Source organism: Streptomyces sp. NPDC046939, from assembly GCF_040644575.1.
Classification (GTDB): Bacteria; Actinomycetota; Actinomycetes; order Streptomycetales; family Streptomycetaceae; genus Streptomyces.
This window is the reverse complement of sequence record NZ_JBEYWV010000010.1, coordinates 161,021-180,793: the sequence shown is the minus strand read 5'-3', so window position 1 is coordinate 180,793 and position 19,773 is coordinate 161,021. Positions and strand designations below refer to the sequence as shown.

General features: G+C 69.4%; 12 protein-coding genes. 9 read left to right on the top strand and 3 right to left on the bottom strand.

Annotated features, from left to right (window positions below; genetic code table 11):
- Positions 1-31 precede the first annotated feature (31 nt).
- Entirely contained in the window at positions 32-5,452 is a 5,421-nt protein-coding gene (locus ABZ877_RS13845) for a hypothetical protein (protein WP_361069358.1), read from the top strand.
- 64 nt (positions 5,453-5,516) lie between these two features.
- On the opposite strand, the gene ABZ877_RS13840 is transcribed toward ABZ877_RS13845, so the two are convergent.
- Positions 5,517-5,723 carry a DUF397 domain-containing protein gene (locus ABZ877_RS13840; protein ID WP_361069356.1) on the bottom strand — a complete coding sequence of 69 codons (207 nt, stop codon included), beginning with the start codon at positions 5,721-5,723 and terminating at the stop codon, positions 5,517-5,519.
- Complete coding sequence (locus tag ABZ877_RS13835) at positions 5,720-6,547, bottom strand: helix-turn-helix transcriptional regulator (RefSeq protein ID WP_361069473.1); 828 nt, start codon at positions 6,545-6,547, stop codon at positions 5,720-5,722. The genes ABZ877_RS13840 and ABZ877_RS13835 overlap by 4 nt, the downstream gene beginning before the upstream one ends.
- 193 nt (positions 6,548-6,740) lie before the next feature.
- On the opposite strand from ABZ877_RS13835, the gene ABZ877_RS13830 reads away from it, so the two are divergent.
- From ABZ877_RS13830 to ABZ877_RS13810, 5 genes are read left to right on the top strand one after another with little or no spacing between them, the layout of a single operon-like run.
- Complete coding sequence (locus ABZ877_RS13830; protein ID WP_361069353.1) at positions 6,741-7,199, top strand: ATP-binding protein; 459 nt, start codon at positions 6,741-6,743, stop codon at positions 7,197-7,199.
- A gap of 30 nt (positions 7,200-7,229) precedes the next feature.
- Positions 7,230-8,441, top strand: coding sequence for a hypothetical protein (locus ABZ877_RS13825; RefSeq protein WP_361069350.1), 1,212 nt, complete (start codon positions 7,230-7,232; stop codon positions 8,439-8,441).
- Between the two features lie 47 nt (positions 8,442-8,488).
- Complete coding sequence (locus ABZ877_RS13820; RefSeq protein ID WP_361069347.1) at positions 8,489-9,727, top strand: DUF262 domain-containing protein; 1,239 nt, start codon at positions 8,489-8,491, stop codon at positions 9,725-9,727.
- Positions 9,728-9,746: 19 nt separating this feature from the next.
- A complete protein-coding gene (locus ABZ877_RS13815) occupies positions 9,747-10,874 on the top strand; it encodes a DUF3696 domain-containing protein (protein WP_361069344.1) in 1,128 nt (375 codons plus the stop codon).
- Between the two features lie 30 nt (positions 10,875-10,904).
- Complete coding sequence (locus tag ABZ877_RS13810) at positions 10,905-11,837, top strand: hypothetical protein (RefSeq protein ID WP_361069341.1); 933 nt, start codon at positions 10,905-10,907, stop codon at positions 11,835-11,837.
- 6 nt (positions 11,838-11,843) lie between these two features.
- On the opposite strand, the gene ABZ877_RS13805 is transcribed toward ABZ877_RS13810, so the two are convergent.
- Positions 11,844-13,460: a sigma-70 family RNA polymerase sigma factor gene (locus ABZ877_RS13805; RefSeq protein ID WP_361069338.1), complete on the bottom strand. Its 1,617-nt coding sequence runs from the start codon at positions 13,458-13,460 to the stop codon at positions 11,844-11,846.
- Positions 13,461-13,623: 163 nt separating this feature from the next.
- On the opposite strand from ABZ877_RS13805, the gene ABZ877_RS13800 reads away from it, so the two are divergent.
- The 3 genes from ABZ877_RS13800 to ABZ877_RS13790 are packed head-to-tail and all read left to right on the top strand — an operon-like array spanning position 13,624 to position 19,732.
- On the top strand, positions 13,624-16,788 hold the full coding sequence (locus ABZ877_RS13800; protein ID WP_361069336.1) for a helicase-related protein: 3,165 nt from the start codon (positions 13,624-13,626) through the stop codon (positions 16,786-16,788).
- Positions 16,785-18,641, top strand: coding sequence for a DUF1998 domain-containing protein (locus ABZ877_RS13795; RefSeq protein WP_361069333.1), 1,857 nt, complete (start codon positions 16,785-16,787; stop codon positions 18,639-18,641). Before ABZ877_RS13800 ends, ABZ877_RS13795 begins: the two co-directional genes overlap by 4 nt.
- Positions 18,638-19,732 (top strand): AAA family ATPase, encoded by a 1,095-nt coding sequence (locus tag ABZ877_RS13790; RefSeq protein ID WP_361069330.1) that lies wholly within the window; start codon positions 18,638-18,640, stop codon positions 19,730-19,732. Before ABZ877_RS13795 ends, ABZ877_RS13790 begins: the two co-directional genes overlap by 4 nt.
- The last annotated feature ends 41 nt before the right edge of the window (positions 19,733-19,773 follow it).

Sequence of the window (19,773 nt, the reverse complement as noted above, 5' to 3'; positions counted from 1 at the left end):
CGCAGAACCATCCGCAGAAACGGTCCTCGACGTGACGTACGACTCCCTGGTCAACCACGGCGACTACTTCTCCGCCCACTACCTCGCCGAGGTCCTCCCCAAGGATCTCAAGGCGAAGGACGGTCTGCTCGCCCGCTGGGCCGAGCACGAGGCCGAGGAGAACAAGAAGCCGGTGGACGAGCCGCGCGTCCTCACCCCCCGCCAGGGCCTGAGGGCTTTGCGCACCCCGTACTTCGCGGACCGCGCCTTCCTCGCCGAGCGCGCCCAGGCCGAGGGGGACGCCCCCGAGGAGGAGTCCGGCTGGCGCACCCACGACGACGTCCGCTGGACCAAGACGGTCGCCGATCTTCACGACCGCGTCCTGCGCGCCCTCGGCTACACCCCCGCCCCGGCCACCCTCACCGTCGAACGCGCGGGCCGCACCCACGACATCGAGGTCGCCCACGCCGAACCCGGCCTGGTCGCGATCGCCTGCGGCTGGGCCGCCGAACCGGACGCCGCCCGCGACCCCGCAGGGCCCGGCCGTCTCCTGCACCCGGTCGACCTCCAGCAGGGCGAGCCGATCACCGACGCCGACGCCCTGGTCCGCTTCCTCTTCGCCGCCGACGAACCGCCCCGCTACATCCTGGTCCTGGTCGGCGGTGTCGTCGTCCTGGCCGACCGCACCGCCTGGAGCGAGGGCCGCTACCTCGCCGTCAGTCTCGACTCCGCCCTGGAACGCCGGGACGACCGCCCCGGCGGCGAACTCGACACCATCGCCGCCCTCTTCGGGGCGGACTCCCTCCGCGTCCCGGAGACCGGCGGCACCAACCCCCTCGACGACCTCGTCTCCAAGTCGGGCAAACATGCCGTCGGCGTTTCCACGGAACTCCGCGAAGGCCTGAAGGACTCCGTCGAGCTGATCGCCCAGGCCGTGCTGAAGCGACTCGCCGAGCAGGGGGTCACCGCGGCCCACCTCGACGACCCGCAGCATCTGGCCCGCCGCCTGACCCGGGAATCGCTGCGTTACCTCTACCGCATCCTCTTCCTGCTGTACGCCGAAGCACGTCCGGAGCTGGGCATCCTCCCGTCGGACTACCCGGAGTACGGGGCGGGCTACGGCCTTCAGCGCCTGGGCGACCTGGCGGTCCGCGACCTGGTCGGCCCCACGGCGCGGGACGGTTTCCACCTCTACCAGTCGATCGACCTGCTCACCCGTATGGTCAACAAGGGCCACCGCCCGTACGGCACCGAGGACGAGGACCGGGCGGTGGCCGAGGCGGACCGCGCGGCGGAAGAGGCCGAGGCAGCCGAGGTCGCAGCGGCGGGGGAGGACCTCACGGAGGCCCAACTCGCGCTGCGGGCACGCCGTTTCGAGCGCGCCCGTCGGGCCCGTCGCAGCGAGGACGTCGGCCTGCGCTTCGAACCACTGCGCTCCGACCTGTTCGAGCCCGACGCGATCCACCTGATCGGCTCCAAGGTCTCCAACCCGCAGTACGACGAGGACGACCTGTCCGCCGGACCGGAATTCTTCGACACCCGGCTGCGCAACGCCACCCTTCACAAGGTGCTGCGCCGCCTGATGCTCACCAAGGGGCGCAAGGGCGAGCGCGGCGGCTTCATCTCCTACGCCCAGCTCGGCATCAACCAGCTCGGCGCCGTGTACGAGGGCCTGATGTCGTACACCGGATTCATCGCCAAGGACAGACTCTTCGAGGTCGCCAAGGGCGGTGACCCGTCCAAGGGCAGCTGGATGATCCCCGAGGCCCGGACCAACGACTATCCGAGCGAGGTGTTCGTCCAGCGTGAGAACGAAGAGACCGGTCTGACGGAACGGGCCGAGTACCCGCCGGGGTCTTTCGTCTACCGTCTCGCCGGCCGCGACCGCGAGAACACGGCGTCTTACTACACGCCCGAGTCCCTGACCCAGGTCACCGTCGAACTGGCCCTCAAGCACCGTCTGAACGACGACACTTCCGCGCGCGAGCTGCTGGAGTGGAAGATCTGCGAGCCCGCGCTCGGCTCGGGAGCCTTCCTCAACGCGGCCATCGACCAGGTGGCCGTCGAGTACCTGAAGCGGCGACAGGCCGAGACGGGTGTGCCCCTCGACCCCGACCAGCGGGCGGTGGAACTCCAGAAGGTCAAGGCGTACGTCGCCCTGCACAACGCGTACGGCGTCGACCTCAACGCCACGGCGGTGGAGCTGGCGGAGGTGTCCCTGTGGTTGAACACCATGCATCCAGGAATGCAGGCCCCCTGGTTCGGCCTGCACCTGCGGCGTGGCAACTCGCTGATCGGCGCGGGTCGCAAGATCTACGACAAGGACGCGCTGGGCAAGGGCAAGTGGCTGTCCAAGAAGGACACGCTGGCTCCGAAGGATCTGCCCTTCAGGGATGGCGAATTGCCCGAAGGCGCGGTCCATCACTTTCTGCTGCCCGCACTGGGGTGGGGTGCGGTCGTCGGTGACGCCAAGTCCAAGAAGATCGCCGAAGAGCTGGACAAGGCAGCCGTCCAGCGGATGGAGAAGTGGCGGTCGGGTGTGCAGCGCGCACCGAAGACGGTCACGCAGCGGCGCCGGCTCCAGGGGGTCGCGCGGCGGGCCGAGTTCCTGTGGAAGCTGGTCATCGAGCGGTTGCGCCAGTCGGAGAAGGAGATCTCACGCGAGATCGACGTCTGGGGCGCGGACTGGATCGAGCACCCGGAGCACGCGGTGCCGAAGGAGGTCGTGTACGGCGACCTCACCCGACCGGGCACGCCGTACTGGCGGCTCAAGACCGTCATGGACGTGTGGTGCGCGCTGTGGTTCTGGCCGCTGGACCGGGTGGCGGAACTGGACGGTTCGGGGATCGGAGGAGTTGAGTCACACGACGCCGGGGACGAGGACCGGGCGGCCGAGGAGGTGGCCGTCGAGGGGTCGGACGGGCCCGCGCCCGGCGACCAGATCTGGGTGAAGGACGGCCTGTTCGACGACGGGCTTCCGCAGCAGTTGGAGATGGGGGACGCCTCCGCGATGGGGACGGGCGAGGACGCCGGTTCCGGTGGGGGTGCGGCGGGATCAGGGCAGAAGAAGCCCGCGCGGAAGAAGACGGCGGTGAAGGACAAGAAGCGGCGCGAGGTCATTCCGCTGGCCACGCTGGACGACTGGATCGACTTCCTGGAGTGCGCGCTCGGGTCGAAGGACGTGCCGGCGGGTTCGCTGGTGGCCGACTTCGAGAACCTGGACGCGCTGCGGGACTTTGAGGTCAACCTCGACGGGTTCATGGGGATGGACTCGCCGTTCCGCCTCAAGGCGCGCTTCCCGTGGTTGGACACGGTGGAGGACGTGGCCGGGAGCGAGGACCGGGATGACGCCGGGGCCGATGGGGGGATGGGGTTCTTCCATTGGGAGTTGCAGTTCGCCCATGTGTTTGCGGGGGAGGCCGGGGGGTTCGACTTGCAGGTGGGGAATCCGCCGTGGGTTCGGCCCCGGTGGGAGGAGGACGTGCTGCTCGCCGAGTTCGAGCCGTGGTTCGTCCTCCAGGAGAAGCCGGCCAAGGCGGAGAAGGACCGGCGGCGGGCCGAGCTGACGGAGCGGGACGAGGTCGGGTCCTACCTGTCGGCCGAACTCGCTGCCAATACAGGCGTTGTAGCCATGCTCGGGTCGCCGGTCGCGTATCCGTTGCTCACGGGGACACAGCCTGACCTGTATCGGGCGTTCATGTGTCAGACGTGGTCGCATGCGGGGCGGGCGGGCACGGTCGGGCTCGTTCACCCCGACTCGCACTTCAGCGGCGACAAGGAGGCGCGACTCCGGGAGGCCGCGTACAAGCGGCTGCGGGTGCACGGCGACTTCGTCAACGCGGGTAACCGCTTCTTTCCGCCGCCGGTCGGGCGGTCCAGCCACTTCGGCGTGCACGTCTACGGGCCCGAGGGGGAGATCGGCTTCGATCATCTGTCCTGGCTGTTCTCGGTGGATGCGCTACGGCTGTCCGCCCAGCACGACGGCTCGGGGCCGGACCCGGGTGTGCGGTACGGGGACACGTGGGATGAGCGGCCACATAAGAAGCGGATCATCCGGGTGCATCGGGCGACGCTGGAACAGTGGCAGCGGCTGACCGGCGACGAGGGGCAACCGGTGGAGCAGGCGCGGTTGTTGTCGCCGGTGAGTGTGGCGGAGGGCGAGGCGATCAAGGCGTTGGCGGACTATCCGCTGAGGCTGGGGGCGCTGAACCCGCAGATTTCGTCGGGCTTCCACGAGAGCGGTGCCAAGAAGGAAGGCCTCATCGACTACAACCTCCCGAAGGAAGACGGCTCGGTATTCCGACCCGGGAAGTGGGAGGACGTCGTTCTCAAGGGACCCCAATTCGGGCTTGCCAATCCGCTGTTCAAGCAGCCGAGCCAGGGCGGCGGCGAGGTGCTCGGCCTCAACCATCTGGTGATGGCCGACGACGCAGTGCCGGAGACGGAGTATGTGCGCGTCGCGACTCCGGAGAAGTACGCCGAGAAGCAGGATCAGTGGCTCGATAAGGCCGGACTGGCGGGGCTGCGGGCGTCGGAGGAGGAGGCGACCGAGGCGAGGCGGGTGTTGGCGGAGGCCAGAGGGGTGCCAGAGGACGAGATCGGGGACGACGATGTCGATCGGTACTTTGTGGGACGGTCGACTCGGGCGTACACGGCGTTTTACCGGGTGGCGTGGCGTCGTCAGATCGCGCCTGATACAGAGCGTGCGCTGTATGCGGCATTGATCCCGCCGGGGGCCGCGCACATCCACATGGTGCATAGCCTTGCCATGGGCGATTGTCGGCTGACGGCGTTGGTGGCGGGTTTCTGGTCAGGCCTACCCGTCGACTACTTCTTGCGTACAACTGGGCGAGGCGACCTTCAAGTGGCCAACGCCAAGGTATTGCCTGCACCGGAACCGCATCATCCCTTGGCGTCCGCGCTGCTGTTGCGCACACTGCGTCTCAACTGCTTGACATCGGCCTACTCGGATCTCTGGTCCGACCTTTACGATCCAACTTGGCCTGCATACGAGCCATGGGCATGCGCATGGCCGCAGCTCCAGCCGCTCCATGAGGTCGGTCCCGACTGGACTCGTGCAACGCCTCTCCGGACCGAACGCGCCCGACGCGCAGCCTTGGTCGAGCTGGACGCCTTGGTGGCTGTATGGCTAGGCGTGGATGCCGACTCGCTGGTTGCCATGTACAAAGCCCGCTTCCCGATCATGCAGGACTTCGACGCCGTGACCTGGTTCGACGCCAACGAGCGCCGTATCGCGGGCAACCGCTACACCTACGGCCACGGCCAGACCAAGGACCACTACGCACAGCTCCGCGCCCACCTGGATGGCGAACGCGAGGACCCGCCGGACGGCTACACGCCCCCCTTCTACAAGGCGAATCGCGAGGCCGAGATGCGAGAGGCGCATGCCTACTTCTCGGGGCGACTCCAGGAGGCCATCGACCGGGGCGCGTGGACTCCGCCGTCCACCTGACCGGGATACGCCGACGCCCCGCGCCCGGTACGGAACCGGACGCGGGGCGTCAACACGTCGTACGTCAGTGATCGGCGGCGTACGAGAGGAAGGCGGCCCACTGCTGGGCGCTGAAGGCGAGCCGGGGACTCTGCACGCGCTTCGAGTCCCGTACGTGGATGGTGCCGCGGGCGGAAGCGACCTCGACGCAGGCAGCTCCGTCGGGATTACTGTGGCTGCTCTTGAACCACTCCAGTTCGGTGCCGTCACCGGCCGAGGGCTTCAGGCTCATGTCTCTCCAAGCAGTTTCTCGATGTAGGCCAGCGACTCCCGTGGGGCCAGGGCCTGAGCTCGGATGATCCCATAGCGCAGTTCAAGGATCTGGATCTCCCGGCGATCCGAGATCAGTCGGCTGACAAGCTGGATGTCGCTGTGCCCGACGGTGGCGCCCTTTTTCAGCCGCAGCAGATGGAAAGGGCCGTCGAGACCGGCGTTGTCCTCGCTGTTGATAGGCAACACCTGGATCTCCACGTTCCGCATCTGCCCGACTTCCAGCAGGCGTTCGAGCTGTCGGCGCAGCACCATCTTGCCTCCGACCGGCCGACGCAGGGCAGCCTCATCATGCACGAAGTTGAAGGCCCGGTTCATGCCGTTTCCGTCGACGATCCCTTGCCGCGCCAGCCGCGCAGCGACCAGCCGCTCCACCTCCTCTTCGGAGAACGCAGGCCGCCGCGATCCGAACACAGTCTTCAGGTACTCCTCCGTCTGCAAGAGCCCGTTCACGACGGAGTTGTCATAGGCGCAGATCTCAACCGCCTCCCCCTCCAACTTCGCCAGATCCCGCACCTTCTTCGGGTACCGGGCCTCCTCGACATCCTTCTTCAGCCCTGTGATCAGCCCACCCGCGTCGAGCACCTCATCGGTCGCCTCCAGGAACGTCGGGCTCGGCGCCCGCCGCCCCCGCTCCACCGAGGAGACCTGCTCCTCGCTGTACCCGATCGCCGCACCCAACTCGACCTGCTTGAGCCCTTTCCGCTCGCGGCACGTCTTGATGACCCGCCCCACCGTCCGTAGTACAGCCGCCGACTCCTCGTCATCCGCGCCGTACGTCTCCATCCCGTCGCCCTGCGACTCCCGCCCCGTCACGCCCACGCCCGTGCACCTCCGTGTGCCGCCCGTACCCAACTCCGCGCCGACGCACGACGTAACGCCACCCCGCCCGGACAGAGCCGGACAGCACCCGGACAGTGACGCTACGTACCGCCGTCGTCACTGGTCAGCGTAGAGTCGCGCGACCACGCTGAGTGACATGAACGCCGATATTGCCCCCACGAGGGCACCGCAGGCCGCCTCCGCCCGCCACTTCACGATCCGTCTGTCGGCCACTCCCAGGGGCGCCCGCCTCGCCCGCCACCTCGCGGCCGAGCAACTCGACAGGTGGGGCTGCCCCTATGACACCGACGCCCATCACACGGTGACTCTGCTCGTGGCCGAACTCGCCACGAACGCCGCCCAACACGGTCGGGTGGGCGGTCGTGACTTCCGTCTCCGCCTCACCCTCCACCCGGCGAACCCGGCGCTCCGAATCGAGGTAACCGATCCCCGGCCCGATCGTCGCCCACCGGCCCCCGGTGACCTCCCGGCACCGTCCCGGGAGTCGGACTCCGGCCGGGGTCTCTTCCTCGTCGAGGCCCTGTCCACCCACTGGGGAACGGTCGCCGACGACCCGTACACCAAGACGGTCTGGTGCGAAGTCGCCCTGCCCTGACTGTCAGTGGCGTCTGCGACGCTGCCGTGCATGACGTGGACGGCATTCAAGGAGCTTTCCTTCTACTGGACTTCCTGGACCCTGTTCGAGGCTCTCTGGATCGGGCTGCTGTGGGCTTCACGCAGCCGCGTGCCGGGGCGGGCCGTGTACTGGTTCCGACCGGCGAGACGCGTCCGGCGCCGGGCGTGCAAGAGGCGCGTCGACACGCTTTTGGGCAAGTTGGAGCAGCGGCGGGTACCGGTGCCGGACCGGCCGGACAAAGCGCAGCTCGTCGACCGATGGCACAGGATCGTCGCCGGCCGATGTGCCTCCGTGCCCTTCCAGGTGGTTCCCGTCCTCATCGCCATCGGGCCTCTCCTGCCGCTGAGGCCGGGACCCGACGGCACCCCGGTCGCCGCGCTGTGGATGGCCGCCGCCATCGCGGCGTATTGCACCGTGTCCATCGCTCTCATGGCCGCCGACGAACGGGCCGTGGCCGTCTCCGACCCGGCGGGGCCGGTGACGACGCAGGCGGCGCTGTTCCTTGAGGAGCTGTTGGAGGAGTCGACGGCGAGACGGTCCCAGGAATCGGCTCTCGATGCCCATGGCAAGGCCTTCCGCCGACTGTGCCGGGCCCTGCGCACCCAGGCCCGCCATCTGACACGCGAACAGCCGTCCGCCGTGCGCGAGCGGATCCGCGAGGACACGGAACGGCTGATCGCGGCGCTAACGCGGGAGAACGAGCGCTACCTGTTCTCCGAGGGGCCGGACCGGGAGGCGGCCGTGGAAGGACTGGCCCGGCTCGTCTCCAGCGCGCTTCAGCACAGCTGCCGTCCCCGTGACGGCCGTGACAGCCCTGTCGTCGTCGGCGCGCACCTGCTGGCGGACGCGCCGTCCCCGGACGGCACGGCGGGCCTGTCGGAGGAGCCACTGCGGAACCGTCTGCGACGCTGGACCGGGGGGCTCGCGGCGGCTGCGTGCCTGTTCGGCGGGGCGGTCGTCCTGCCTGGCGGAGGAGTCGCCACGGACGTGCTCGTCCTCGCGGGCCTGTTCAGCGTCGCGGCCGTCTTCCCACAGCTACGGGCGGTTCTGGGCCGTGCCATGGCGGCGCTCTCCGGCTCGGCCCAGGAGCGCGTCGCGGAACCGGCTGCGGCTGCCGACGACCGGTCGGCACAGCGTCCGGAATCGGCATCCGCACGCGCCGCCTGCCCCAACTGCGCTGACCGATCGGGCGTCACCGGAGGATCACCGACGGTAGGGTGAGGCGACGAGGATCCGGCGCGACACGAGGGCGAGGGCGACGAGACACGATGGCCGGGCTGGAGGACAGCAGCCAGGGGCGTACGCGGGACCGGCGGTCTGTGTACGAGCGGTATCAGGGAACCGGGGATCAGGGCGTCATCGAGCACGACCTCTTCTCCCTGGAGACCGCTTCCGACGGTCAGCCGACCGACGTCGAACGCGAGGACACCGACGCGGGCGTCGACGAGATCACCTCGCCCTTCGATCCCGAGCACATCGACATCGAGACCCGTACGACCACGGTCGACCTGCTGCTCTCGCGGCTCCGCAACGAGATGATCGACCTCGCCCCCGACTTCCAGCGCCGAGCCGGCATCTGGACGGACGAAAAACAGAGCCGTCTGATCGAGTCGCTGCTTCTGCGCATCCCCATCCCGTCCTTCTACGCCGCGGAGCAGAAGGACGGAAGCTGGGCCATCGTCGACGGCATCCAGCGCCTGACCTCGATCGCGCGATTCCTCGACGCCGACACGGTGAAGGCTCCGTCGCTGAAACTGAAGGGTCTGGAGTACCTGCGTAATTTCGCGGGGGCAGGCTTTCAGGACCTCTCCGGCAAGCTCCAGATCCGTCTCCGCGAGACCGAGGTCGTCGTCCACGTCATCCGGCGCGGCACACCGGAGCCGGTCATGTTCAACGTCTTCGCCCGGATCAACACGGGTGGTGAGCCGCTGACCCGGCAGGAGATCCGGCACGCGCTGATCCCGGGACGCGCCAGAAGCTTCCTTGCCGAACTGGCCGAGTCCGACGAGTTCCGCTACGCCACCGGCGGCAGCGTGGTCGGGGACCGGATGGCCGACCGCGAGATGGTTCTGCGCTTCCTGGCCTTCCGGCTCACCTCGCCGAACGACTACCGGCTCGGCGACTTCGACGCCTTTCTGGCGGACGCCATGCACCGCATCAACCGCCTCCCTGACGGGGAAGAGGAGCGTCTGCGGGTGGAGTTCTGCACCGCGATGACAGCGGCCGAGCGCATCTTCGGGCAACACGCCTTTCGTAAGTACCGGACAGGACAGCAGCGTAAGTCACCGATCAACAAAGCCCTGTTCGAAACCATCGCGGTGAACCTGGCCTGGCTCGACTCCCATGACCACGCCAAGCTGGTGCAGCTCGACGTGCTGGAAGCGTTCGCGGACCTCATGGAGGACTCGGAGTTCGAACGGTCCATCTCCGTGGCCACGGGCGACCCCAAGAAGGTGCGTAAGCGGTTCGACGCCGTACAGGAACTCTTCGAAGACCTCCTCTCCTGATCCCCGGAGCCACCCGACAGTGATCACTCGACTCACCCTGGTCAACTTCAAGGCGTTCCGCCGCCTGGAACTCCCTCTCGGCCCGCTGACCCTCCTCACTGGCCTGAACTCGTCCGGCAAGAGCAGTGTTCTGCAAGCCCTCGCTCTGCTGAGGCAGTCGTTCGGTCCTGATCGGTCGACGGCCCACGCGGACGGGAGTTTCCTGCTCAACGGGGACTTGATCGAGATGGGCACGGCACGAGACGTGCTGCATGACGATTTCGGCCCGGCGGACGACCTGCTCACCAGTGATGCTCCGGCTGTGGGGTTCGTGGTCGAAGCGGACGAGTCCTCTCAGTTCATCGCCCGTTACGATCTTGAGCAGCCTGACGAGGATGTGATGGAGGCCGACCTCCATGTCTTCGTCCCCCGGTGGCTCCATCTCCCCTTCCAGTACCTCCACGCGGACCGCATCACCCCGGCCGTCACCTACCCGCGCTCCCGCCAGATCGCCATCGACCGCGGCTTCCTCGGTGCGCGGGGCGAACACACCGTTAACTACCTCCGCCACAACGCAGAGCAGGAAGTCCCGGAAGGCCCGCTCCGGCATTCCGGCGCCACCTCCCCGCAGCTCCTCGACCAGACCGTCGCCTGGATGCAGGAGCTCTGCCCCGGTGTGAACCTCCAGGCCGACGCCATCGAGGGCACCGATTTCGTCCGCCTCTCCTACGGCTTCGGCGGCACAGCAGGCATCAACGCGACCCGTCGCCGCCGCCCCACCAACGTCGGCTTCGGGCTCACCTACGCGTTGCCCATCGTCGTCGCCTGCCTCACCGCGACACCCGAGAGCCTGATACTGCTGGAGAACCCCGAGGCCCACCTGCATCCCAAGGGGCAGAGCAGGATGGCCGCACTGCTCTCCGCTGCCGCCGCCACCGGCGCCCAGCTGATCGTCGAGACCCACAGCGACCACGTTCTGAACGGCGTCCGCATTGCCGTCAAGCAGGCGGTCCTGCAGCCCGAGGACACGGTCGTGCACTACTTCCAGGGCAACGGGGCCGGCACCGAGGTCGTCACCCCCCGCATCGACAAGGACGGCATGCTCCAGCAGTGGCCCGAGGGCTTCTTCGACGAGTGGGAGAACTCGCTCGACCAGTTGCTGGACTGACGGTACGGGCTTACACAGGGGGAGCAAGAGGTGCCACTGCTGTTTTTGAACGAGAAGTCCTGGGGGACGGCCTGCGACCCGGCGCGAGCCGAACGGGCCATGGCCGACTTCGTGAACGCCGTGCGCGCCGCCGCGAACGCGGGCGGGTCGGACACGGCGCTGGTGAGCGAAGTCGACGTCAAGGCGCTGGAGATCGCTGAGGGGTACCCGGTCAACAAGTGGATCGGCGCCAGCCCCCGCAACCGCGCTCTCTGGCAGCGCCTCCGTGGCTTACAGGGAAGATCTCCCGTGCGCAGCGTCTTCCCGGCGCGGGACGCCGCCGACCATCTGGAATACCGGCATGACGGCGAGATCGTCCTGGGACTGGGCGCCGCGCACTTCATGGACGGCATCGCGGTCGGTCTCGCGGTGGCCCGGCAGTGGCAGGCCGACCACGTGAGCCTGGAACGGAGCGAACTGGTCGAGGACGACGACGGCACACTGGAGATGCGGCAGGACACCGTCGATGTCCGGCATCTGGCAGCCGAGCCGCACCTCGACGGGCATCTGGACTGGATCCGCAAGACGCGCCAGGAAGGCGTCACCACCGGCCTGCGCATCTGGGACAGCCGGGCCGACCTCTACCCTCACCTCACGTTCTTGCCACGTGTCGAGGACCAGCTCAGCGACCTGAACCCGCACTGGGTCGTGCCCGTACGCCGCTGCCTGGAAAAGCTGGACGCGGCGACCGCCGCATGGGACCCGGCCACCATGGCCGAACCGGAATGGCAGACCAAGGTGACTCCAGAGGGCGAGACCCGGAAGCGGGTGTGCCAGTTCGAGGACCTGGACGGGAAGGTGGAGACGTTCCACCTCCATGCCCGCTTCACCCCGGGAGCCGGCCGCATCCACTTCCGCCCGATCAGGGAGGAGGGAAGGCTCCGTATCGCGCACATCGGTGGGAAGATCCGCCCGGACCTCTGACGCACCTCAGAACAGCGTCTCCTGGCCTTCCGGAACGCGCGACCGCTTGCCCCTGGGTGCCGGGGCGGTGACGTCCGCGACCGGTGCGGGCACGGGTGACTGCTGCGGCTCCTCTTCCTGCGCGGGCACGGGAGGCTGCGGTGACGCCTCCTCCTGCGCGGGCGGCTTGCGCTTGCGTCCCCGCTTGCCCCGAGGCGCGGGCACCCCGCCTTCCAGCACCTCCTTCAAACGGTCCCGCGCCCGCGTCTCCAGTTGCCGGATACGCTCGCGCGAGACCCCGTACTCCTTGCCGATGTCGTCGAGCCTCTCCCGCTCACCGCCCACCAGCCCGCAGCGCCGCCGCATCACGTCCGCCTCACGCTCGCTGAGGTCGGCTCGGGCCAGCAGTTCCTCCACCCGCTGCCGGGAGTACTTCGGGGCCAGCACCTCCTCCGGTGCGGGCGCGAGGTGCAGCGTCGCGATCAGGTCGCCCAGGTGTGTGCCGTCGCCGATCTCGCGATCCAGTGAGTCCGTCGGCCGACTGATGCGGCGGACCGCGTCGACCTCGGCCACCGTGAGGTTCGCCGCGACAGCCACCGCGCCCGCGGAGAGGGACTTCCCCTCGGCGGCCAGCCGTGACTCGACCATCGCGACCTTGCGCACCTTCTCGTGCATGTGCACCGGGATACGGATCAGCCGGCTCTCGTTGCCCAGCGCCCGCTCAAGGGCCTGCCGGGCCCACCAAGTCGCGTACGTCGAGAACTTGAAGCCCTTGGTCGGATCGAACAGACAGGCCGCGTGCATCACCCCGGTCATGCCGTGCTGCACCAGGTCCTCGTACTCGAGGCCCTGACCCTGCAGACGCTGGGCGAGTTTGTGCACCAGCCGGAGATTGTGCATGACCAGCGTCTCGTAGGCGCGGCGGCGGACGTCGGTGACGGGCAGCGCCGCCAGCTCGGCCTCCTCCACTCTCCGCCCGAGGTGTTCGGGGCCGCCCTTGAGGAGGACGCTCAGCCCGACCTCCTGCTCTGCAGTCAGCAGCGTCTTCCACGCCGTGTGCCGGAACCGGTCCTCGTCCATGCGGGCGTGCGCGGCGGCCACGGCCGCGCCCAGGTCCGTAAGAACCTCGCCCCGCCCGCCCAGCTCCTCCGGGGCGGGCTCCTCGGGGCCTTCCGGTGCGTCTGCCGCGTCGAGTGCTTTCGGCGTGGCAGTCTCGGTATCCAGCGCACGCCTGGGCGTCGGGATCTCGCCGATCACAACCCCCTCGCTTTGCAGGGTGGCGGTCAGCAACTCCCGCTCAGCGGCGTCCAGTCCGCACAGCGAGACCAAACCCGTGAAAGTGGGCGCGGGCACCGCGCCGGCTGTCACGTACTTGTGGACCAGCCCCAGGACCCGGCCCACCCGGACGCTCCCCTTGGAGGCGCCGGTGGCTCGCTCCACGACCAGACCCTGCTGCGCCAGCGCCGCTTCCAGCCGTTTCAGGCCCTCGGTATCCAGCCCCAGCGAAGCCGTCTCCGCCCGGAAGTCGTCCTCCGTCACGCGCCCGCCACGCGCGCGGCCGTGCAGGCTGGTCAGCAACGACGCCATCGCGCCGCGCAGTTCGCGCACCCTGATCCCCCGGGTGCCCGGTGCGTCCGCCGTCATGAGGAGACTGTGACACAGGGCACTGACAACGGACCTGAGGTGTCGGGACGCTGCGTCAACTGGCTGTGGCTGGAAGTGAGCGATTCCTCGCGAGGGGGAGCGCTTTCCGGCATATGCCGTCTACGATCTCCCGGACCGGTACGTTCGGTCGCCAGGGGGTTGCATGGGGGACACGGGAGCCATGGGGGCCATTGAGGTCGCGGGACCTAGAGAAGAACTCGTCGCGTTCGTACGCAGTCAGCTTGTCGGGCCCGCCTACGGTGAGCACGAGACGGTGACGACGCCGCCCGACCGGCTGTATCTGATGGGCACCCTCTACCCACAGGACGCGGACCTGCATCGGCAGTTGACGCTCTCCGGCGAGGTGCTCGACGCACCGGGTGCGGAGGAGCAGCGGGAGGACACCGCCCAGCGCGAGGACCCGGTGCCGGAGGCCAACTCATGGCTTCCCTCGTCTCTCGGGCTGTCGTTGTTCACCACGGCCGCCGAACTCCGGGTCACGGTCGAGGGGGCTCGCTATCCGACCGGGCGCGGTGAGCGCGGACGGCAGTGGCAGCGCATCCCGTTGCCCCCCGAGCCGCACTCCTTCAAACCGGGCGGAACCAGCCAGCTCGTGTTCGACGGACGCGGGGAGATCCGGGTGACCTGGCGGACGTTCGGGCACGGCCGGCTCGTCACCGTCGCCCTCGTCAACACCGCCCGCGCGCCCCACAAGCCACTCGGCGCCGTCGAGCGGGAGCGGCAGTGGGACAGCATGCTCTTCCAGGTGGGGCTGCGCGTCGAGGCGATCGACGGGGAGGTCCTGCCGTATCCCGGCGTGCGGCTCGCCAGCCGGGACGAGGAGGAGCAGGAACTGCGCCTCCAGTACCGGCACGTGAAGACCTACGCCGTCGGCCACTGCTGTGCCGCGAGGGAGGTGCGTGCGGAAGACGGAAGGGTGACTCGTGTCCATGCCGAGGTGATGCCGCGGACCGAGGTGCCCAGGGTACGGGCGGCCGGGCCGAAGACGCCGGTACTACTGCTGGCACGGCTCGCCGACGCCTCGCTGCCCGTCGAGCAACTTCGCGCAGAGCTGGACGAGTTCGTTCGGGGCTACCGCGCCTGGAGTGACGAGCAGTCGGCCACGGACGTACCGGCCTGGGCCCGGCCCGCCGCCCGGCGCATCCTGGAGCGGATCTCGACCGCCGTACAGCGCATGGAGTCCGGCGTGCGAGCCTTGTGCGCCGAGGAGAACGAGGACCTGCGGCGCGCCTTCCGCACCGCGAACGCGGCGATGGCGCTCCAGATGCGGCACAGCGCACCCGACCAGGCGGGACAGCGACACGCGCGCGGGGCCGCTGTACAACTGGACCCGGCACCCGACCCGACCGCCGCATGGCGGCCCTTCCAGCTCGCTTTCTTCCTCATGGCGCTGGAGGGCGCGGCCGATCCGTCGCATCCCGACCGGGAAACGGTCGACCTGATCTGGTTCCCGACCGGTGGCGGCAAGACCGAGGCGTATCTGCTGCTCGCCGCGTTCGTGATGGTCCTGCGACGGCTCCGGCCGCGCGGCACCTCCGGCGGCGGGACCTCAGTATTGAGCCGGTACACGCTGTCGCTGCTGACCACGCAGCAGTTCCAGCGGGCCGCCACCACCGTGTGCGCCTTGGAACGGCTGCGTGAAGCCGATCCGGTGACGCTCGGGAACGAGCCGTTCACCATCGGGCTGTGGGTCGGTGAGACGACGACCCCCAACTCGTACCAGTCGGCCGTGGACGCCTACGACGAGGTGCGCGCCGCGGCCACCCCGGACGACCGGTTCATCCTCGACCGCTGCCCCTGGTGCGGCACCCGCATCGTGCCCGAGCGCAAGTCCCCGGACCGCGACGACTACGGCATCGACGCCCGCGCCTCGTCCTTCAGATTCTTCTGCCCGCGCGACGACTGCGCCTTTCACGACCGGCTGCCAGTCGCCGTCGTCGACCACCACCTCTACGACCATCCGCCGACGTTCGTCCTCGGCACCGTGGACAAGTTCGCGCGGCTCGCCTGGGAGAAGGACGCCGGCCGGCTCTTCGGCACCGGTGGCCACCTGCCCCCCGACCTCGTCATCCAGGACGAGCTGCACCTGCTCACCGGCCCCCTCGGCACGACCGTCGGCCTGTACGAGGCGGCCATACTGCAACTGTGCTCGCCCGCCCAGCACGGGCCGAAGGTCGTCGCCTCCACGGCCACCATCCGCCGTTCCAACGAACAGGTCCGCAGACTCTACGGCCGCCCCGTGCAGCTCTTCCCGCCCGCCGGGCTCGATGCCCGCTCCTCCTACTTCGCCGAGCCCGACACCGAACGCCCCGGCCGTCTGTACGTCGGCGTGATGGCGCAGGGACACACCGCCGGCCGGGCCACCGTCACCACCGCCGCGACCCTGCTCCAGGGACCGCTGCAATTGCCCGAGGAACATCGGGACGACTACTGGACCCTCGTCGCCTACCACCACAGCCTGCGCGAACTGGGACGTACCGTCACCGCCGCGGCCGACGACATCCCCGCGCAACTGGCCGGCATCGGGGCGGTCGCCGAGCGACGCGTACTCACCGAGGGGCAGGTGCAGGAGCTCACCAGCGGCCTCGACCGCAGCGAACAGCCGCTTGTCCTCGACCGATTGGAGAAGCCGTGGGACCACCCGGCGGCGATCTCCTTGCTGCCCTGCACCAACATGCTCTCCGTGGGCGTGGACGTGAAGCGCCTCGCGCTGATGCTGATGCTCGGCCAGCCCAAGGCAACCGCCGAGTACATCCAGGCCACCAGCCGGGTGGGACGTCACGACGTGCCGGGATTGGTCGTGACGTTCCTCAACGCCACCAAGCCGCGCGACCGTTCCCACTACGAGACATTCGGCACGTACCACTCCGCCCTGTACCGGCACGTGGAACCGACCACCGTCACCCCTTGGTCCGTACCCTCCCGCAGGCGTGCCCTGCACGCGGCCCTGGTGGTGCTCGTCCGGCACGGCCTGGGGCTCGACGCGGAGGACGCGGCCGGGGAGGTTCTCGACCGGGTGGCCGACGTCAGCACACAGGCGGAACGACTCGTGGACTGGGTCACCCGCAGTGACCCCGAGGCGGCGCCCGGAGTCCGTGACGACCTGTTCGGGCTGTTCCAGGACTGGCTGGAGGCGGCGCGGGAGGCGCGGAGCGATGGCAAGCGGCTGCACTACCGCACCCAGGGCAAGGGCCAGCACAACCTGCTGCGCGACTTCGACCGGGGCGGGGGCCTGTGGGAGACCCCGCACTCCATGCGCAACGTCGACCGGGAGTGTCAGGTCGTGGTGAAGGGAGCCGACGCATGAGCCGCCGCAGGGTGCGCCAGGCACAGACCGTGGTGCCCTTCGGTACCGGTGCCGTCCTCGACGTCCAGGGTGAGTCCTTCGTCGCGGCGGGCATCGGCGACTGGCCCCGCGCCCACCAGCCCGTCTCCTCGCCCCGGCTCGCCGCCCGGCTCGGCGTCAGCGGCTTCCGTGCGGCGCCGCCCGCACCGCATGACGCCTGGGACATCCCGGACGCCGCCGGGCCGCCGTACATCCGCTTTCCCGCCTGGCTGTTCTGCCCGGCCTGCCGGCGCATGACGCACTGGCGGGTGGCCGATGAGCGGCCCGGACAGCCGCCGCGCTGCCGTAGCTGCTCGCCGCAGCGGCAGCTCACCCCCATGCGTTTCGTGCAGATCTGCCCTTCCGGCCACCTTGGAGACGTCGACTGGTGGTATTGGGCACACTCCGAGCTGACCCCACACCAACGAGAGTCCTGCCCCGACCGCGAGCACCTGCGGTTCCGGTTCGAGGAACGGGCGACCGGCCTGGAAGCCCTGTCGGTGGCCTGCACGGCGCAGGGCTGCCGTGACGCCTCCCGGGACCTGCTCGACGTACTCGGCGCCAAGCGGATGCGCTGCTCGGGCCGCAACCCGTGGCAGCGGCGGAGCGAGGCCGTCAAGGACTGCCCGGGCCCGGTCCAGATCGTCCAGCGCACCGCCGGAAACCTGTACTACCCGGTCGTCCACTCCGCCCTCGACATTCCCGAGAGCAAGGGCGAATCCCTCACGGACGGCGAACTCGCCGAGAGCGTCCGCCTGCACGAAATGTGGCTGGCCCTGTGCAAGGCGCCCGACGGGCCACGCGCCCCGCTCATCCGGTCAATGATCACGGAGGACACGGGAGCGGGTGACGCCCTCCTCGACGCGCTGCTCGCGGAGGAGGCGGGTACCCCGGCCGACGAGCCCACCGACCGTTCCCACCAGGTGGTGTACCCAGACCTCAGCAGCGACGAATGGGCCGCCTTCACCACGCCCGTCCCGGAGCCCACTCGGGACTTCGTGATCCGGGAGGTCGGGCTCGGTCTGGAGGACGAACCTGAGGCACCTTGGGCGCGGTTGAAGGAGAAGGTCGCCCGAGTGATCGTGGCGGACCGACTGCGGGAGGTCCGTGCCATCCAGGGGTTCAGCCGTGTCACCCCCACGGCCAGATTCGTCCCCGTGGACACCGGGCGGCGGGCTCGCTGGCTGCCCGCCGTCGAGGTGTTCGGCGAGGGAGTCTTCCTGGCTCTGGACGAGCGCGAGCTGGCGGCGTGGGAGCGGGAACGCGCCGTACGCGACCGGGTGCGCGGGATGCGCGACGACCTCGACCGGGCCTTCCAGAAGGACCGGCTCGAAGCCCTCACCGGGCCCAATCTCCAGCCTCGGTTCGTTCTCCTGCACACGCTCGCCCACCTCCTGGTACGGCAGCTCTCCTTCGAGTCGGGCTACTCCACCGCGTCCCTGCGCGAGCGCGTCTACGCCCGGTCCGGCAGCACCGGCCAGGCGGGCGTCCTCGTCTACACGGCGGCCGGGGACGCTGAGGGCACCCTGGGCGGCCTCGTCCGGCAGGGCGAACCGCCCCGGCTCGCGGAGACCCTTTTGCGCCTGACCGAGGCCGCCGCCTGGTGCTCCGCGGACCCGCTGTGCGCGGAGCACAGCGGACAGGGCTATGCCAACCTCAACCGAGCGGCCTGCCACGCCTGCTGTTTGCTGCCCGAGACGAGCTGTGAGACCGGCAACGCACTCCTCGACCGCGTGCTGCTCGTCGGTGGAGCGGGCGTGCCCGGTTATTTCGAGGACGTCATCACGACGGCCCGTGAACTCGCCGCCCGGGAGATCGAGGACGACGTCCGGTGAACCTCACCTACCTGGACCTCAGCGAGGAGCAACAGGACCTGCTGCGCGACCTGCCCTTCGACGGGAACCACCTCGTCACCGGGCCGCCCGGCTCCGGCAAGAGCCTGCTCGCCGCCCAGCGTGCCGACCTGCTCGCGCTCACCGGCCTCCGGGTCCACCTGCTCACCCGCTCGAACCTGCTGCGGCAGACCCTCTCCGTCCACGGAGACGTCGAGGTCTCCACCGTGCACGCGTGGATCCATGCCTGCCACCGGGCCCGTACCGGTGAGCCCGCCCCGCGAGCCGCCGAGGACTGGTTCGACTGGCGCGAATTGTTCGCCCTCGCCGCGATGGAGGAATCGGCCGAGCCGTACGCCCTCGTCGTCGATGAAGGACAGGACCTGCCCCGCGCCTTCTACCGTCTGTGCCTCCTGCTCGGAGCATCCGTCACCGTTTTCGCCGACGAATGTCAGCGCATCACCGACACCCAGTCCACGCTCGACGAGATCGGCACCGGCCTCGGCGGCTGCGCCCGCTACGAGCTGACCCAGCAGCACCGCACCACCCGGCCCATCGCTGCCTTGGCCGACCGTTTCCACACCGGCCCCACGACCCCGCTCCTGCCTTCTCGCCCAGGGCCCGTTCCCCGGCTGTGGCGCTACGCCGACCAGCGCACCCTCGCGTCCCAGCTCGTCGCCCACGCCGAACGCCATCCGCAGCGCACCATCGGTGTGATCCTTCGCACCACACGCCGCCAACTCGCCCTGCATGAGCACCTGGAGCGCACCGCCCCCGCCACGCGCTCCCAGGTGTACGTCGGCACCGCCGCCGAGGGCGCCCACCGCACGCTCGACCTGCGACGGCCCGGGATCCGCGTCATCAGCCGGGCCAGTGCCAAGGGACTCCAGTTCGACAGCGTCTTCGTGCCCGACACACACACCGACACCGGTGACCCGTCGGCCGCGGCGCTGAGAATGACGTACTACGTGCTCCTCACCCGGGCGCGCGAGGAGGTCCACCTCGGATACGAAGGGGACCGGGAACCGCCGCCCTTCGCCGGAATCCCGGGCAGCCTGCTGGTTCGCGCCGGGAACGATGCCGTAGGCGTATAGGAGACTTCGTACCAGCCGCTGCCGGAGCCGGTCGCAGCTCA

Bases quoted from the DNA above. Each gene is read 5' to 3' on its own strand.
- ABZ877_RS13840 (WP_361069356.1), bottom strand. From the start codon at position 5,723: ATGAGCCTGAAGCCCTCGGCCGGTGACGGCACCGAACTGGAGTGGTTC.
- ABZ877_RS13835 (WP_361069473.1), bottom strand. From the start codon at position 6,547: ATGGAGACGTACGGCGCGGATGACGAGGAGTCGGCGGCTGTACTACGG.
- ABZ877_RS13830 (WP_361069353.1), top strand. From the start codon at position 6,741: ATGAACGCCGATATTGCCCCCACGAGGGCACCGCAGGCCGCCTCCGCC.
- ABZ877_RS13825 (WP_361069350.1), top strand. From the start codon at position 7,230: ATGACGTGGACGGCATTCAAGGAGCTTTCCTTCTACTGGACTTCCTGG.
- ABZ877_RS13820 (WP_361069347.1), top strand. From the start codon at position 8,489: ATGGCCGGGCTGGAGGACAGCAGCCAGGGGCGTACGCGGGACCGGCGG.
- ABZ877_RS13805 (WP_361069338.1), bottom strand. From the start codon at position 13,460: ATGACGGCGGACGCACCGGGCACCCGGGGGATCAGGGTGCGCGAACTG.
- ABZ877_RS13800 (WP_361069336.1), top strand. From the start codon at position 13,624: ATGGGGGACACGGGAGCCATGGGGGCCATTGAGGTCGCGGGACCTAGA.
- ABZ877_RS13795 (WP_361069333.1), top strand. From the start codon at position 16,785: ATGAGCCGCCGCAGGGTGCGCCAGGCACAGACCGTGGTGCCCTTCGGT.